Source organism: Actinomadura sp. 9N215 (genome assembly GCF_044326345.1).
GTDB lineage: Bacteria > Actinomycetota > Actinomycetes > Streptosporangiales > Streptosporangiaceae > Spirillospora.
Map to the genome: position 1 here is coordinate 383,779 of NZ_JBIRBA010000003.1, position 16,022 is coordinate 399,800.

Sequence of the window (16,022 nt, forward strand, 5' to 3'; positions counted from 1 at the left end):
CCTTTGGCGTGGGAGCGGGTGACGGGAATCGAACCCGCGCTGTCAGCTTGGGAAGCTGAAGTTCTACCATTGAACTACACCCGCGTGGGCGCCGGTGGGACGCCATGTTGTAGGTACTGTACCGGAAGTCGGTGGGGGCGTGGTCTTGGGATAGCGTTTCCGGGTGCTGCTCAGCGATCGTGATATCAGGGCCGAGCTCGGGTCCGGGCGGGTGAAGATCGACCCGTACGAGCCGGGGATGGTTCAGCCGTCCAGTGTGGACGTCCGGCTGGACCGGTACTTCCGGGTGTTCGAGAACCACAAGTATCCGCACATCGATCCGGCGGTGGAGCAGCCGGATCTGACGCGGATGGTGGAGGTGGACGCCGATCAGGCGTTCATACTGCATCCCGGGGAGTTCGTGCTGGCCTCGACGTACGAGGTGTTCGGGCTGCCGGAGGATCTGGCGGCCAGGCTGGAGGGGAAGTCGAGTCTCGGCAGGCTGGGGCTGCTGACGCACTCGACGGCGGGGTGGATCGATCCGGGGTTCGCGGGGCATGTGACGCTGGAGCTGTCGAACGTGGCGACGCTGCCGATCAAGCTGTGGCCGGGGATGAAGATCGGGCAGATGTGCCTGTTCAGGACGAGTTCGCCGGCGGAGTATCCGTACGGGTCGGCGCGGTACGAGTCGCGGTACCAGGACCAGCGGGGGCCGACGCCGTCGCGGTCGTACCTGAACTTCCATCGGACGAAGGTGTAGTTCGATCGTGACCCGGATGTGATCGAAAGCACCAAAAGATGAAACATGTTCTCTGGACGGGTAGTTTCGGGCGACGCATGGCATTGGCGTCTGGTTGACGGTCACTTTGCGTGAGGCTCGTCGGCCTCCGGGCGCCTGGCCAGACGAGGCGACCCGTTTCCGCGCATCGACGTGGGAACCCGGAAGGAGATCGTGTCAGTACTCCGCGCGGAAAGCGTCACCAAGCTCTTCGGCCGTAAGGCGGCCGAGGCACAGCGGAAGCTCAAGGCGGGCGCCGATCTGAGGACGGTCCGGGAACTCGGGGTCACACCGGCGGTCGTGGACGCCACGTTCGAGGTCAGGCAGGGCGAGATCTTCGTGGTCATGGGCCTGTCGGGGTCCGGGAAGTCGACCCTGATCCGGATGTTGAACGGGCTGCTGGACGTCACGTCCGGACACGTCGAGATCGACGGTCAGGACATCGCGAAGCTGTCGCCGAAAGCGCTGCGGGCGCTGCGGCAGAACAAGGTCAGCATGGTCTTCCAGCATTTCGCGCTGTTCCCGCATCGGACGGTTCTCACGAACGCGGCGTACGGGCTTGAGGTGCGCGGCGTGCCGAAGGAGGAGCGGGAGAGGACGGCGCGCGAGTTCCTCGGGCTGGTGGGCCTGGACGGCTGGGAAGACATGATGCCCGGGCAGTTGTCGGGCGGCATGAAGCAGCGGGTGGGGCTCGCGCGGGCGCTCGCGTCGGGCACCGACATCATCCTGATGGACGAGGCGTTCAGCGCCCTGGACCCGCTGATCCGGAGGGAAGTCCAGGATCTGCTGCTCGACCTGCAGGGACGCTTCGGAAAGACGATCGTCTTCATCACCCACGACCTCAACGAGGCCATGCGCATCGGCGACCGCATCGCGGTGATGCGGGAGGGCCGGATCGTGCAGATCGGGACGGCCGAGGAGATCCTGACCGACCCGGCGAACGACTACGTCGCGCAGTTCGTCGCGGATGTGGACCGTACCAGAGTGCTGACGGCGGCCTCGGTGATGGAGAAGCCGCTGGTCACGGTGCTGGCGACGACGGGGCCGCGGACGGCGCTGCGCACGATGCGGGAGCAGCAGACGTCGGCGGCGTTCGTGATCGGGCGCGATCGGAGGCTGGTCGGGCGGGTGCGCGCCACGGTGATCGCGGACGCGGTCCAGGAGAACGTGCAGAGCCTCGACGGCCTCATCGACCCGGAGGACCCGGCGCCCGTCGCGCCGGACACGCCGGTCGCCGAGCTGTTCGTCCGGTGCGCGGAGAGCGACCTGCCGGTCCCGGTCGCGGACGAGGAGGGGACGCTCCTCGGCGTGATCCCCCGGGTGACGCTGCTCGCGGCCCTCGGCGCGATCAACTCGCACGTGGAGGACGTGCAGGACGTGGACGACCAGCCGCAGCTGGCGCTGACGAAGGAGGGCAGTGGCGTTGACGGCGACTAACGCGGTGGAGCTGCCCCGGGTGCCGGTCGGCGAGTGGTTCGACAGCCTGGTGACCTGGTGCACCGACAACCTCTCGTGGCTGTTCGACGGGATCGGGTCGGCGATCGAGTCGTCCGTCAACGGGTTGACGGACGTGCTGAACGTGCTGCCGCCGCTGGGGCTGACGCTGGTCCTGGCCGTGCTGGCGCTGGCGATCAGCGGCTGGAAGCTCGGCGTGTTCACGGTCCTCGGCTTTCTGCTGATCGACAGCATGGAGCTGTGGGACCCGGCGATGGACTCGCTGGCCCTGGTGATCGTGTCGGCCGTGGTGTCGACGGTGCTGTCGGTCCCGATCGGGATCGCGGCGGCGCGCAGCGACGTGGTGAGCCGGATCGTCCGGCCGATCCTCGACTTCATGCAGACGATGCCGGCGTTCGTGTACCTGATCCCGGCGATCTTCTTCTTCAGCATCGGCGCCGTGCCCGGCGTGGTCGCGACGGTGATCTTCGCGATGCCGCCCGGGGTGCGGCTGACGGAGCTCGGCATCCGCGGCGTCGACCCGGAGATGGTCGAGGCGGGCGAGGCGTTCGGCACGCCGCCGAACCGGATCCTGACCCGGATCCAGATCCCGCTCGCGATGCCGTCCATCATGGCCGGCATCAACCAGCTGATCATGCTGTCGCTGTCGATGGTCGTCATCGCGGGCATGGTCGGCGCGGGCGGGCTCGGCGGCGTGGTGCTGGAGGGCATCAACCGGGTGGACGTCGCGAAGGGCTTCGAGGGCGGTATGGCGGTGGTCGTGCTGGCCATCTACCTGGACCGTCTCACCGGCGCCCTGAGCGAGGGCCCCGGCATGCTCCGCGCGCTGTTCGCGCGCGGCAGGGCCGCCGGCCGCGGTCCGGCCCACCGCGGCACGGCGGAACCGGCCGAACCGGCGGAGCCGGCGGGCAAGACCGCCGACCTGGTCGGCTGAGCCCCCGGGCCGATCCGGCCGATCCACCGGCCGACCTCGTCGAGCCGACCAGCCTCACGGTCGCGAGCCCAGGACTTCGGCCGAACGGATCGTCGACCAGACGGATCGTCGACCGAATGGATCGTCGGTCGGACGGATCGTCGACCGAACGGGACGTCCGGTCGGACGGGACGCCGGTCGGGGTGTCGGTCGGACGGGGCGTTTGGCCGGTGTCCGCCGGCTAGCCGGTCCGGGGCGTCCGTGCAGGTTGGACGGGCGCCCGCCGAGGAGCTCCCGCTCCCCCATCCCACACTCGGCAAGCAACGAAAGGACGGGAATGCGCTTCACATTCAAGGGTCTGACGGTCGCGGCGATGACGCTGACACTGGGGTTGAGCGCCGCGGCGTGCGGCGACGACTCCGGCTCCGGCGGAGAGAGCGACAAGAACATCACCATCGGCATGGTCTCGGGCTGGGCCGAAGGAGAGGCCGCCACCGCGCTCTGGAAGAGACTCCTGACCGACAAGGGCTACAAGGTCGAGGTCAAGACGCTCGACACGGGGCCGCTGTACGCGGGCATGTCCAAGGGGGACGTCGACCTGTTCGTCGACAGCTGGCTGCCGGGCACCCACGAGGACTACTGGAAGCAGTACGGCGACAAGCTGGAGAAGATCAGCGCCTGGTACGACGCGGCGCCCCTGACGATCGCGGTGCCGAACTACTCGCCGCTCCAGTCGCTGGACGACCTCAAGGGCAAGGGCGGCCAGTACGGCGGCAAGATCGTCGGCATCGAGAAGAGCTCGGGCCTGTACCGCGTGTCGCAGGAGAACATGCTCCCCGCGTACGGGCTGAAGGACGAGTACAAGGTCACGACGTCCTCGACGGCGGCGATGCTCACCGAGCTGAAGAAGGCCGTCGACGGGAAGAAGGACATCGTCGTCACGCTGTGGCGCCCGCACTGGGCGTACACGAAGTTCCCGATCCGGGACCTGAAGGACCCGAAGGGCGCCATGGGCAAACCCGACGGCATCTACACGGTCGCCCACAAGGACTTCAGCAAGGACCAGCCCGACGTCACTGCCTGGCTGAAGAAGTTCCGGATGGACGACAAGCAGCTCGGCTCCCTCGAAGACCTGATGGAGAACAAGTACAAGGGCAAGCCCGACCAGGCCGTGAACGAGTGGCTGCAGAGCAACCCGGCGTTCGCGAAGTCCATGACGGGCTGACGCGGCGCAGCGTCCACTGGGAACGTTGCAAAGGCAGAGGCCCGTCCGGAGTTCCGGACGGCCCTCTGGCCTTCCCAGCGGTGGGTGTCAGTGTGCGAGGCCGACGGTGAACAGGACCGCCGCCAGGCCGAGCCCCGTGGCGCACAGCGTCAGCACGCGCGGATGGACGCTGTGCGCCTCCGGCAGGATCTCGGCGGCGGACAGGTAGAGCAGGACCCCGGCGAAGAACCCCAGGTACGGCGCGAGGACGGCGTCCGACACGGACACGAGCGTCCCCACCGCCGCGCCCGCGATCGGGGCGAGGGCGTCCGCGACCAGCAGCAGGACGGCGGGACGGCGGTCGCCGCGGTTCAGCGACGCGGCGGTGAACGTGTTGAACCCGTCCGCGAAGTCGTGCGTGATCACGGCCAGCGCGACGAAGATCCCCACGTCCGTCCCGGACTGGAAGCCGAGGCCGATGCTGAGACCGTCCACCAGGCTGTGCCCGACGAGCGCGGACGCCGCGAGCAGCCCCGCCGAACCGCCTTTCGCACCGTCCGCCGAACCGCCCCTCGCACCGTCCGCCGAACCGCCCTTCGCACCGTCCGCCGAACCGCCCTTCGCACCGTCCGCCGAATGGTTCTTCGCAGCGTCGGCCGGGGCGCTCGCTGGGGCCTTTGCGGTGACTGCCGCGACGCCGTGGGCGTGGGCGTGGGTGTGCGGCGCGTATTCGTCCTCGTGGGCCCGGTGGATCGCCACCGACTGCTCCACGACGTGCAGCAGCAGGAACCCGGCCGCGAACCCGATCATGGGCGTGGGGACGCCGAGCGGGCTGTGCCGCGCCATCTCCAGCGACTCGGGGACGAGATCGAAGGCGACGACGCCGAGCATCAGCCCGCCCGCGAGCCCGAGGACGAGATGCCGGTGGTCGCGCACCCGCATCGCCGCGAGGCCCCCGGCGAGCGTCATCAGGAACGCGAGGACGGACACGAGCACGGCCATCCCTGGGTCTTACCAGGCCTGCCGCACCGCAACCCCGCCCCAGGCCCCAGGTCCCGGGCACCGGGCCCCGCGGCCTCGCGGGCCCCGGCCGCAGGTCACTTCATCAGGTCGGCGTCCACGATGCTGCCGGCGGGCGGCGCCTGGACGTTCACCGGCTCCCCGTACCCGCTGTATTCGATGCGGTTCTCCGGGCCGCCCTCCAGAAGCAGCACGTACGGCAGGCCTTGCGCCGCCACATGAAGCTTGTCCCCGGTCGACGAGGTGAGGACGGCGGTGGGGATGGAGCCGATCCTGCCCGCCTTGCCCTTCTTCCATCCGCTGAGGGAGTTCACGGCTTCGGTGAGCAGGCTCGACCGGTCGGTGAAGATCGCCAGCTCCTTGAAGTCGGGGTTCTTGAGGCTCGACTTGACATGCTTGCCGGAGAACACCTGCGCTATGCCCTTGCCGCCGATCGACGTCCAGAACGCGTCATTTCCCGAGAAGTAGACGGTCTTCCCGATTCTGGTTATCTGGACGCGCTGGGCGCCCTGGGCGAACCACCCGGTCGCCTTCGTCTTCCCCGCGTACCGGAAGTCGAGTTTGAACCTCTGGCCGCCGTCCTCGAAGTCCGCGCGCATCCGGAGGGACCGCGCGGACGCCGTCGCCTTGCGGGCGCGGGACAGGACCGCGGCCGGCGCCAGTTTCCCGACCCCGTTCGGCGTCACGGTCGGGGAGGGCTTCGCGGGTGCGGAGGAGGAGGACGCCTTCGCCTGCGCCGTGCCGGTCCCGTCCTTGGTGTCCGACTCGCACGCCGTGGTGAACGCGAGCACCAGAACGAGGCCGGCCCCCGTTGCCAGCGCGGGCCCCCCAGGCCGTCGGTTATGAAGCACCCAAGTCCCCTTTCACTTCTTTATCGGTGGTATCACCTGATGTCCAGAAAAGGCTGCTAGATACCGATGCGGAATGACTGTCGGTATGCTGCCGTCACTGCGTCCGCGCTGCGGAATGACGGCGGAGGCGCCGGAACGGGGTGCGTTTGGGGATGGTCATGCTGCCGACCGAGGACGCGTCGCCGCGTTTCGAGATCCTGGGCCGACCGGCCGCGTGGCGGGACGGCCTGGAACTCGACCTGGGCCCCGGCAAGCAGCGGGCGGTGCTCGCGGTGCTGCTGCTGACGCCCAACCGGCCTGTCCCGACGGCCTCGATCGTGGACGCGGTGTGGGGCGACGAGCCTCCCGACAACGGCGCGAACGTCGTCCAGAAGTACGTGGCCGGATTGCGCCGCGTGCTGGAGCCCGGCCGCTCACCGCGCTCCCCTGGCCGGTTGCTGACGCTGACGGGCGCGGGATACGCCCTGCATGTCCCGCGCGAAGGGCTGGACGCCGACGTCTTCCAGGACAGCGTGAAAGAGGCCCTGGCAGTGCGAGCCACGGGCCACACGGCCCGGGCCGGGGCCCTGCTCCGGGACGCGCTGGACATGTGGCGCGGCCCCGCCCTCGCGGGCCTGAACGGCACATTCTTCGACTCGGCCCGCCACCGGCTGGAGGAGGAGCGGGCGGCCGCGCTGGAGGCGTCCGCCGAGATCGGGCTGGAACTGGCCGAACACGCGCGGCTGGTGCCCGAGCTGATCCGGCTGGTCGCCGAGTTCCCGCTCCGGGAGGGCTTCCGCTACCTGCTGATGCTCGCCCTCTACCGGTGCGGCAGGCAGGCGGAGGCCCTGGCCGCCTACCGGGACGCGCGCGACTTCTTCGCCGAGGAGTTCGGCTCAGAACCGGGCGAACGGCTCCAGGGCCTGCACGTCGGAATCCTCCGCTCCGATCCTGCGCTGGACGCACGGCCCAAGACAACCGACCGGCCAACGTCAGCCGGACAGCCCGCGTCAGACAAGCGATCTGCATCGGACAGACGACCCGCGTCCGACAGACGGTCTGCCTCGGACGAACGCCCCGCGACAGACGAACGGTCTGCGTCCGACGAACGGCCCGCGACAGACGGACGGTCCGCATCAGACGGACGGTCCGCATCAGACGGACGGTCGGTGGTCGTTCCGGGTGGGGCGGAACGTTCTGTGGCCGATCCAGGCGACGCGGGGCGTCCTGTGTACGAGACGTCGGCGGGACGGGGCGCAGCCGGGGCGAACGATGTCGTGGACGTAATGAAGGCGGCTGAGAGTCCTTCCGTACGGTCCGTACCGGGGGCCGCGAGAGCGTCGTCGCCCGTGCCGTCCGGGTTCGCTCCACCCGACCCGCGTCCCACCCCCGCTCAGGCCCCCGTTGACGATGTGCCGGAAGGGATGTCCTTCGCGTACCCGCCGGTGAACGTCGCCGCCCCGGCCTTGGCGGCGGCGCCGTCCTGGCCCGCGTTCACTGATCCGGGCATCCACACTTCGCCGGGATATCCCATGGCGCCGACGGGTTGGGCGCCGTGGGCGGCGCCGCCCGTCAAGCGGCGGCTTTCGTGGCCGGTCCGGACCTTGCTGGCGTTGGTTCCGCTGTTCAGCTTCGGGGTCGTGACGTGGGCCCTGCTCGCCTACTTCGCGGCCCGGCGCAGGAGCGTGCGGCTCGCGCTGATTGCGGCCGCCCAGCTGGGGGTGACGATGATCTTCATCGCCACCGCGGTGGCCACCGACGCCGACCGGATGACCTGGTGGGACGCCCCGATGATGATCTCATTGCTGATCACGACGGTCGGCGGTGCCGTGCATCTCGCCCTCCTCACGGCGGAGCCGTGGCCGCCCGGACCGGACGACGGGCACGCCGCCACGGCGCTGGCCGTCCCGCTGATCGAGCAGCGGGTCCGCAGGGAGCAGGCACGTTCCCTGGTGGCGCATCACCCGGCGGTCGCGCGCCTTCTCCGGATCGGCCGTCCCGACCTCGCCCGCACCTTCGACGACGGCGGCCTGATCGACGTCAACACGGCGCCCGAGCACGTGCTCGCCGCGCTGCCGGGCCTGGGGCCGTCCTATGCGAAGCTGATCGTGCTTTCGCGGACGGCGCAGGGGTCGCTCGCGTCCGTCGACGATCTCGTCACCCGGGAGATCCTGCCGTTCCAGATGGTGCACGCGCTGCGCGAAACGCTGATCGCCGTCCCTCCGGACACTCCGGGCACGACCGCGTCCGCGACCGCCGACGGGGAGTTCGACGCGCCGCTAGGCACCGTGTACCCACCGGCCACGCCCACCGCCCGCGCCTGACCCGCGACGCGGTCATTCGGCGGCGACGGGCTCTTTCTCTTCGGGGGCGGTGCCCTCGCCCTTGATGGAGCGGATCAGGAGCTGGGAGACGTCGACGACCTCCAAGGTCTCCTTCGCCTCGCCGGAGTTCTTCTTCTCGTTGATGGCGTCGCCCAGCATGACCAGGCAGAACGGGCACGCGGTAGACACGGTGTCGGGGTCGGTCTCCAGCGCCTCGTCCACGCGCTCGGTGTTGATGCGCTTGCCGATGCGCTCCTCCATCCACATCCGCGCGCCGCCGGCTCCGCAGCAGAAGCCGCGGTCCTTGTGCCGGTGCATCTCCCGCGTCCTGACGCCGGGGACGGTCGCCATGATGTCGCGCGGCTGCTTGTACACCTTGTTGTGCCGGCCGAGGAAGCACGGGTCGTGGTAGGTGATGTTCTCCTCGATCGGGGTGACCGGGGTGAGCCTCCCGGACTCGACGAGGTGCGCGAGCAGCTGGGTGTGGTGGACGACCTCGTAGTTCCCGCCGAGCTGCGGGTACTCGTTGGCGAGGGTGTTGAAGCAGTGCGGGCACGTCGCGACGATCTTCTTGGCGCCCGCGTCGTTCAACGTCTCGACGTTCTGCTGGGCGAGCATCTGGAAGACGAACTCCATGCCGAGCCGGCGCGCCGGGTCGCCGGTGCACGCCTCCATCGGGCCGAGGACGGCGAACTTGACGCCCGCGATGTGCAGCAGTTCCGCGACGGCCTTGGTGGTCTTCTTCGCGCGGTCTTCGAGCGCTCCGGCGCAGCCGACCCAGAACAGGTACTCGGTGTCGTCCGCGACCTTGTCGTCGACGACGTCGACCTCGAAGTCGAGCTCCTCGATCCAGTCGAGGCGCTTCGTCTCGGACATGCCCCACGGGTTGCCCTTGTTCTCCAGGTTCTTCAGCATGACGCCGGCCTCGGACGGGAACGACGACTCGATCATGACCTGGAAGCGGCGCATGTCCAGGATGTGGTCGATGTGCTCGATGTCGACCGGGCACTGCTCGACGCAGGCGCCGCAGTTCGTGCAGGACCACAGGACGTCCGGGTGGATGACGCCGTCGGCGCCGACGAGCTCCTTGTCCACCTGCATGGCGAGCTTCTGCTCGTCGGTGAACTTCTCGCGCTGCTCCTCCGAGGCGGTCATGTAGGGCGCTTTGGCGAGCGCGTGGTCGCGCAGTTCGAGGACGAGCATCTTCGGCGACAGCGGCTTGCCGGTGTTCCAGGCGGGGCACTGCGACTGGCAGCGGCCGCACTCGGTGCAGGTCGCCATGTCGAGGAAGCCCTTCCAGGTGAAGTCCTCGATCTTGCCGCGGCCGAAGACGTCCTCGTCGGGGTCGGCCTCCTCGAAGTCGAGCGGCTTGCCGTCCGACATCATCGGCTGGGCGGCGCCGAGGCCGTCCGGGCGGCGCTTGAACATGACGTTCAGCGGCGCCAGGAAGATGTGCAGGTGCTTGGAGTGGACGACGAAGACCAGGAACACCAGCGCGACGCCGATGTGCAGCAGCAGCCCGACGGACTCCAGCCTTTCGAGGGCGTCGTGGCTCATCCCTTCGAACGCCTGCCCGACGAGGTAGGAGAAGTACGCGCCCCTGCCGTAGTCGAGGTTGCCGCTGGCGTGCTCGGCGCCGCGGAAGAGGAACATCGTCCAGATCACGTTGAAGATCATGAAGAGCGTGATCCAGGCGCCGCTGAGGTGCGAGCCCTTGAACCGGGACGCGCGGCCGATGCGCTTCGGCGAGTTCCTGACCCGGATCGCGGTGAAGACGATCAGGCCGGCGAGGGCGGCGAGGGCGATGGTGTCCTGGACGAACCCGATCGGCGGCCACGTCTGGAGCCCCGGGATGTGCTTGTCGAGCCCGGCGAGCAGCGCCACGGCCGCCTCACCGTAGACGGTGATCAGCAGGAAGAACGCCCACATCACCGCGGCGTGCGCGGCGCCGGCGAGCGACCACTTCAGCAGTTTGCGCTGCCCGAAGACCTCGGTGACCTGGTCCTGGACATCGGCTTTCGGCTCGCGCTTGACCCGCAGGACGCGTTCGGGGTCGGGCTGGCCGCTCTTGGCGATGGCGTAGAGGAACAGCACCCGCCGCCCGGCGAGCGCCGCCGCGACCGCCGTTCCGGCGAGCCCGATGACCAACGTGATCCAGAACACTGTTCCGTCCTCCTGGGTACGGCGATGGCAGTCAGCGTAAGGCTCGCGGCCGACCGCTCATCATCCGGGGCCCGAATACTACTCGGTGGTAGCTTACGTGCCGTACCGCCGGTCAGCGCGCTCCGCGGCCACGGACGACCGTCTGGTCGTGCGCGGCGGTCCTGCGGTCCGTTCATCCCCACACAATATGGAAACTCACGGCGATGCGTGCCGGGCGGTTCCCGAGTCCATATCACGGGACCAGAATCGTCCAGCGGTGTCCCGTCCAGCGGTATCCGACCGTCCGTTGGTATGACCGTCCAGCGGTAGCCGAACGTCCAGCGAAGGAAGCGCAGATGACATCGATGCCCGACCTCACGGCCGCCACGCGCCGGATGACCGACCTGGTCGCGGGCGTCCGCGACCACCAGCTCCCCGCGCCGACGCCCTGCGAGGGCCTCTCCCTCGCCGCGCTGCTCGACCACGTGAGCATGCTGAGCAAGGCGTTCACGTGGGCCGCCGCGAAGGAGTTCCCGGAGGGCCCGTCGTCGCCGCCGACCATCGACGCGTCCCGCCTGCCCCCGGACTGGCGGGACCGCATCCCCGAGCGGCTCGACGCGCTCGCCGCCGCCTGGCGCTCCCCGGACGCCTGGCAGGGCATGACGCAGGCGGGCGGCATCGAACTGCCCGGCAAGGACGCCGGGCATGTCGCGATGAACGAGCTGGTCGTGCACGGCTGGGACGTCGCCCGCGCCAGCGGCCAGCCCTACGACCCGAGCGACGCGGAAGTCGAGGCATGCCTCGTCTTCGTCGCGCCGGCCGTCGAGCAGAGCGGCGGCCAGGGCGTCGAGGGCCTCTTCGGCCCCGCCGTCGACGTCCCCGCGGACACGTCCCCGCTCGACCGCCTCCTGGCCCTCACCGGCCGCCGCCCCGACTGGACGGCGCCCCCGGCGTCCTAGGCGTATTAGACGCGCTCGAAGATGGCGGCGAGGCCCTGGCCGCCGCCGATGCACATCGTCTCCAGGCCGTAGCGGGCCTCGCGGCGGTGCATCTCGCGGGCGAGGGTGGCGAGGATGCGGGCGCCGGTCGCGCCGACGGGGTGGCCGAGGGAGATGCCGGAGCCGTTGACGTTGACGCGGTCCCAGTCGGCGTCCTTGAGGTCCCATTCGCGGGTGACGGCGAGGACCTGCGCGGCGAACGCCTCGTTCAGCTCGATCAGGTCGACGTCGGCGAGGGCGAGCCCGGCCCGCTCCAGGGCCTTGGCGGTGGCGGGGACGGGGCCGATGCCCATCGTCCGCGGCGGCACGCCGGCCCGCGCCCACGAGACCAGCCGGACGAGCGGTCGCAGGCCCAGCTCGGCGGCGCGTTCCGCGGTGGTGACGACGCACGCGGCGGCCGCGTCGTTCTGGCCGCTGGCGTTGCCCGCGGTGACGGTCGCCTGGTCGTCCGCCTTCCCGAGGACGGGACGCAGCTTCGCCAGCGACTCGACCGTCGTGTCGGGACGCGGGTGCTCGTCGGTGTCCACGACCGTGTCGCCCTTCCGCGACCGGACGGTCACCGGGACGATCTCCTCCGCGAAGACCCCCGACTTCTGCGCGGCGACGGCGCGCTGGTGGGAGCGGACGGCGAGCTCGTCCTGCTCCTCGCGTCCGATGCCGTACTCGCGGCGCAGGTTCTCGGCCGTCTCCAGCATCCCGCCCGGCACCGGGTGGTTGGCGCCGCCGGCGGTGACGCGTCCCTGCGCGAGCGCGTCGTGCAGTTCGAGGGACGGCCCGCGGATGCCCCAGCGCGCCTGGGTGGTGTAGAACGGCGCGTTGCTCATGCTCTCCACGCCGCCCGCGATGATCACATCGCTGACGCCGGTCTGGACCTGCATCGCCGCGTTGACGACGGCCTGGAGCCCGGACCCGCAGCGCCGGTCGAGCTGCACGCCGCCGACCTCGACGGGGAGCCCGGCGTCGAGCGCGGCGACGCGTCCGATGGCGGGGGCGTCGGACGTCGGGTAGCAGTGCCCGAGGATCACCTCGTCGATCGCGTCGCCTGGCACGGCGGTGCGCTCGACGAGCGTCCGGATGACGGTCGCGGCGAGTTCGGCGGGCGGGACGGTCTTCAGCACCCCGCCGAACCGGCCGATCGGGGTACGCAGCGGCTCGCAGATCACCGCGTCGCGCATGGTGGGCTCCTCATCAGGCTTGATTGCGGGCACTTGGCAGGTTACGTCCCTGGATGGGGAGGGTCGCGGCCGGGCTTCCGTCTGGCAGGAGGTTGAATGCGTGGGAGGCGGGGAGCGGACGAGCGAGGAGGCGACGGTGGACGAGTGGGCGCGGCGGGCGACGACGGTCCGGGTGATCGGGGTGGGGGCGATGGGGCGCGGGATCGCGCAGCTCGCCGCGTCCGGCGGGCTCACGGTGGAGCTGGCCGACGTCCGGTCGGACGCGGTGTTCGCCGCCGTCGAGCACATCGGCGGCATGTTCGACAAGCTGGTCGGCAAGGGGCGCATGGCGGCGGACGAGGCGGAGCGGGCGAAGGGACGGCTGCGTCCGGTCGGTGAGCCGCTCACGCCGTTCCAGGACTGCGATCTCGTGGTCGAGGCCGTCCGGGAGGACATGGAGACGAAGCGGGAGCTGTTCACCGCCCTGGAGAAGGTCTGTCCCGCGCACACGGTCTTCGTGACCAACACCAGTTCGCTGCCGGTGACGGCGATCGGTGCGGCGCTGCACGACCCGTCCCGGCTGGCGGGGCTGCATTTCTTCAATCCGGTGCCGTTGATGCGGTTGGTCGAGGTGATTCCGGGCGCTCGGACGGCGGAGTGGATTCCGGACGCGCTGGCTGACCTCGTCCGGCGTCTCGGTCATGAACCGGTGCTCGCGCCAGACGCGCCTGGTTTCCTCGTCAATCACGCTGGGCGCGGCCTGGTGACGGAGGCCATGCAGATCCTGTCGGAGGGTGCCGCCGAGCCCGTGGACATCGACCGCATAGCGCGGGACGTCCTCGGCCTGAAGATGGGTCCCTGCGAACTGCTCGACCTCACTGGCATGGACGTGTCGCACCCGGTGATGGAGTCCATCTGGACGGGGTTCTATACGGAGCCGCGGTTGCGTCCGTCCAGGATCGGGCGGGCGCAGATGGAGGCGGGCCTGTACGGACGCAAGACAGGCGAGGGTTTCTACCAGTACGTGGACGGCACCAAGCAAGAGCCGCCCGAGACAGTGGCTCCGGAGGTCGAAGCGCGTCCAGTCTGGGTACAGGGCGACGTTCGCGAGGAGTTGGGCGCACTGCTTTCGACGGCGGGAGTGGAGGTCGAGTCGGGGGACGAACCGTCCGGCCAGGCTGTGGTGTTCGTCGCGCCGTTCGGGCAGAGCACCGTCCAAGCGGCTGATGGTCTTCCCCTTGAGCGCACCTTGGGCGTTGACCCGTTCGGTGGGTTCTTCACTCGGCTCTCCTTGTCCGTCCATCCGGGCGTCGACAAGGAGGCTGGTCGCGCCGGTCTCGCAGCCCTCCTCGCCACCGGACGACCCGTCACCGTCGTCAGGGACGCGCCCGCGCCCGTCGCCCAGCGTCTCCTCGCCGCGATCGTGAACGTGGGCTGCGGTATCGCGGAACAGCGGCTGGCCCGTCCCGAGGACATCGACACCGCCGTCCGGCTCGGGCTCGGCTATCCGCGCGGGCCGCTGGAGTGGGGCGAGCACGCCGGGGCGGCCCGCGTCCTGGAGATCCTGCGCGGCCTGCACGGAAGCACCGGGGACCCGCGTTACCGTCCGAGCGCCTGGCTGGCCGAACGGGCGGCGCTCGATCTCCCGCTGACGAAGGGCGGCACCGTCCCGTCCGACCTCACGTCCTGACGGTCTCCCGCGCGCGCTCGGCATCGGCCGACTGTTGCGGGAGGCGGCGCAGGACGAGTGCGGCGAAGAGCGCGGCGGCCAGGGTCGCTCCGGCGGCGGTGAGCGATGCGACCGACACGGCGTGCGCGAACGCGTCGCGGGCGGCGTCGGCGAGGCCGGGATCGCCGGACGCGACGGCCTCGCCGAGCGAATGCCGCGCGGCGGGCGGAGCGGCGTCCGGGAGGGCGTCGGCGTAGGCGGCGGAGATGACGCTGCCGAGGACGGCGACGCCGAGCGCGCTGCCGAGCTCCTGACCTGCGTCGTTCACGGCGGAGCCGACCCCGGCCTCCTCGCGCGGGACGGCCGCCATCAGCGTGCTGTAGGCGGGCGGCGTGCCGAGCCCGGCGCCGAAACCGAGGACGACCAGCCCGACCGACAGCGCGGCGTACCCGTCGCCAGGCCCCGCCAGCCCGAGCGCCGCGAACCCGGCCGCGACGGCGGTGAACCCGGCGACGAGCGCCGGACGCGCCCCGAACCGCGCCTCCATCGACGCGCCGAGCCCGTTCCCCAGCGCGGCGGACACGGCGACCGGCAGCAGCGCCAGCCCGGCCTTGAGCGGGCCGTAGCCGTAGCCGAGCTGGAGGAGCTGCGTCAGCGCGAACAGCACCCCGGCCAGCGCGAACGCGAACATCGCGATCATCGCGGCGGCCCCGGAGAAGTCGCGGCGGCGCAGCAGCCGCAGGTCGAGCATCGGCTCCGGGTTGCGGTGCTGCCACAGGACGAACAGGCCGAGCGCGGCGATGGCGGCGGCGCAGCCCCCGATGGTCCGGACGCCCGTCCAGCCGTGCTGGGGCCCGGAGATGACCGCCCACACCAGCGTCGCCATCCCGGCCGTGGACAGGACGGCGCCCAGCACGTCAGGACGCCGCCGCGGCCCCCGCGACTCGGGCACCAGGGCCAGCAGCCCCACGACGGCCGCGACCGTGACCGGCACGTTCACCAGGAACACCGAGCCCCACCAGAAGTGCTCCAGCAGGAACCCTCCGAGCGTCGGCCCGGCGGCGATCCCGATCATGGACGTCGCGCCCCAGATCGCGAACGCCTTGGCGCGCTCATCCGGGCCGAACACCTGGGCCATGATCGACAGCGTCCCGGGCATGAGGAACGCTGCGCCGGCGCCCATCAGGCCCCGCATCGCGACGAGCTGCTCCGGGTTCCGCGCGAACGCGGCCAGCAGCGACCCGGCGCCGAACACCGCGAACCCGATCAGCATGGCGCGGCGCCGCCCGTGCCGGTCGCCGAGGCTGCCCGCGGTGATCAGCAGCCCGGCGAAGACCAGCGAGTAGGCGTCGATCACCCACTGGACGTCGGACGTGCCGGCGTCGAGGTCCCTGAGCAGGGACGGGATCGCCACGTTCAGGATCGTGTTGTCGACGACGACCACGAAGAGGCTGAGGCACAGCACGCCGAGGATCTGCCACCGGCGCGGATGCGCCTCCGGATGTCGACTGGGTTGCGTCATCCCACACTCCTTTCTCGTACACTGTTCGATAGAT

General features: G+C 70.4%; 12 protein-coding genes and 1 tRNA gene. 7 read left to right on the top strand and 6 right to left on the bottom strand.

The features are described from left to right. Positions 1 to 13 precede the first annotated feature (13 nt). Positions 14 to 84: transfer RNA gene (locus ACH34T_RS07225), tRNA-Gly, on the bottom strand. A gap of 79 nt (positions 85 to 163) precedes the next feature. On the opposite strand from ACH34T_RS07225, the gene dcd reads away from it, so the two are divergent. From dcd to ACH34T_RS07245, 4 genes are all read left to right on the top strand, one after another. Next, positions 164 to 739: a dCTP deaminase gene (dcd, locus tag ACH34T_RS07230; RefSeq protein WP_395991191.1), complete on the top strand. Its 576-nt coding sequence runs from the start codon at positions 164 to 166 to the stop codon at positions 737 to 739. Between the two features lie 192 nt (positions 740 to 931). Then, positions 932 to 2,194: a glycine betaine/L-proline ABC transporter ATP-binding protein gene (locus ACH34T_RS07235; protein WP_395991192.1), complete on the top strand. Its 1,263-nt coding sequence runs from the start codon at positions 932 to 934 to the stop codon at positions 2,192 to 2,194. Beyond that, on the top strand, positions 2,175 to 3,146 hold the full coding sequence (locus tag ACH34T_RS07240; protein WP_395991193.1) for an ABC transporter permease: 972 nt from the start codon (positions 2,175 to 2,177) through the stop codon (positions 3,144 to 3,146). The genes ACH34T_RS07235 and ACH34T_RS07240 overlap by 20 nt, the downstream gene beginning before the upstream one ends. 352 nt (positions 3,147 to 3,498) lie before the next feature. Beyond that, entirely contained in the window at positions 3,499 to 4,350 is an 852-nt protein-coding gene (locus ACH34T_RS07245; RefSeq protein WP_395991194.1) for a glycine betaine ABC transporter substrate-binding protein, read from the top strand. Positions 4,351 to 4,437: 87 nt separating this feature from the next. Here ACH34T_RS07245 and ACH34T_RS07250 read toward each other — a convergent pair whose 3' ends face one another. Further along, a complete protein-coding gene (locus ACH34T_RS07250; protein WP_395991195.1) occupies positions 4,438 to 5,331 on the bottom strand; it encodes a ZIP family metal transporter in 894 nt (297 codons plus the stop codon). A 95-nt stretch (positions 5,332 to 5,426) separates the two neighbouring features. Further along, complete coding sequence (locus tag ACH34T_RS07255; protein ID WP_395991196.1) at positions 5,427 to 6,140, bottom strand: hypothetical protein; 714 nt, start codon at positions 6,138 to 6,140, stop codon at positions 5,427 to 5,429. 218 nt (positions 6,141 to 6,358) lie between these two features. On the opposite strand from ACH34T_RS07255, the gene ACH34T_RS07260 reads away from it, so the two are divergent. Beyond that, on the top strand, positions 6,359 to 8,503 hold the full coding sequence (locus tag ACH34T_RS07260) for a BTAD domain-containing putative transcriptional regulator (protein WP_395991197.1): 2,145 nt from the start codon (positions 6,359 to 6,361) through the stop codon (positions 8,501 to 8,503). 12 nt (positions 8,504 to 8,515) lie between these two features. Here ACH34T_RS07260 and ACH34T_RS07265 read toward each other — a convergent pair whose 3' ends face one another. Beyond that, positions 8,516 to 10,666, bottom strand: a complete 2,151-nt coding sequence (locus ACH34T_RS07265) for a (Fe-S)-binding protein (RefSeq protein WP_395991198.1) — start codon at positions 10,664 to 10,666, stop codon at positions 8,516 to 8,518. Between the two features lie 335 nt (positions 10,667 to 11,001). Between ACH34T_RS07265 and ACH34T_RS07270 the strand changes: the two genes are divergently transcribed. Beyond that, positions 11,002 to 11,604, top strand: coding sequence for a TIGR03086 family metal-binding protein (locus tag ACH34T_RS07270; protein ID WP_395991199.1), 603 nt, complete (start codon positions 11,002 to 11,004; stop codon positions 11,602 to 11,604). A 5-nt stretch (positions 11,605 to 11,609) separates the two neighbouring features. Here ACH34T_RS07270 and ACH34T_RS07275 read toward each other — a convergent pair whose 3' ends face one another. Continuing rightward, positions 11,610 to 12,818, bottom strand: a complete 1,209-nt coding sequence (locus tag ACH34T_RS07275) for an acetyl-CoA C-acetyltransferase (protein WP_395991200.1) — start codon at positions 12,816 to 12,818, stop codon at positions 11,610 to 11,612. Positions 12,819 to 12,918: 100 nt separating this feature from the next. Between ACH34T_RS07275 and ACH34T_RS07280 the strand changes: the two genes are divergently transcribed. Beyond that, the gene (locus ACH34T_RS07280) at positions 12,919 to 14,487 is read left to right on the top strand and encodes a 3-hydroxyacyl-CoA dehydrogenase (RefSeq protein WP_395991201.1); all 1,569 of its coding nucleotides are present in this window, start codon (positions 12,919 to 12,921) and stop codon (positions 14,485 to 14,487) included. Here ACH34T_RS07280 and ACH34T_RS07285 read toward each other — a convergent pair. Continuing rightward, positions 14,477 to 15,988, bottom strand: coding sequence for an MFS transporter (locus tag ACH34T_RS07285; protein ID WP_395991202.1), 1,512 nt, complete (start codon positions 15,986 to 15,988; stop codon positions 14,477 to 14,479). The genes ACH34T_RS07280 and ACH34T_RS07285 overlap by 11 nt on opposite strands. Positions 15,989 to 16,022 lie beyond the last annotated feature (34 nt).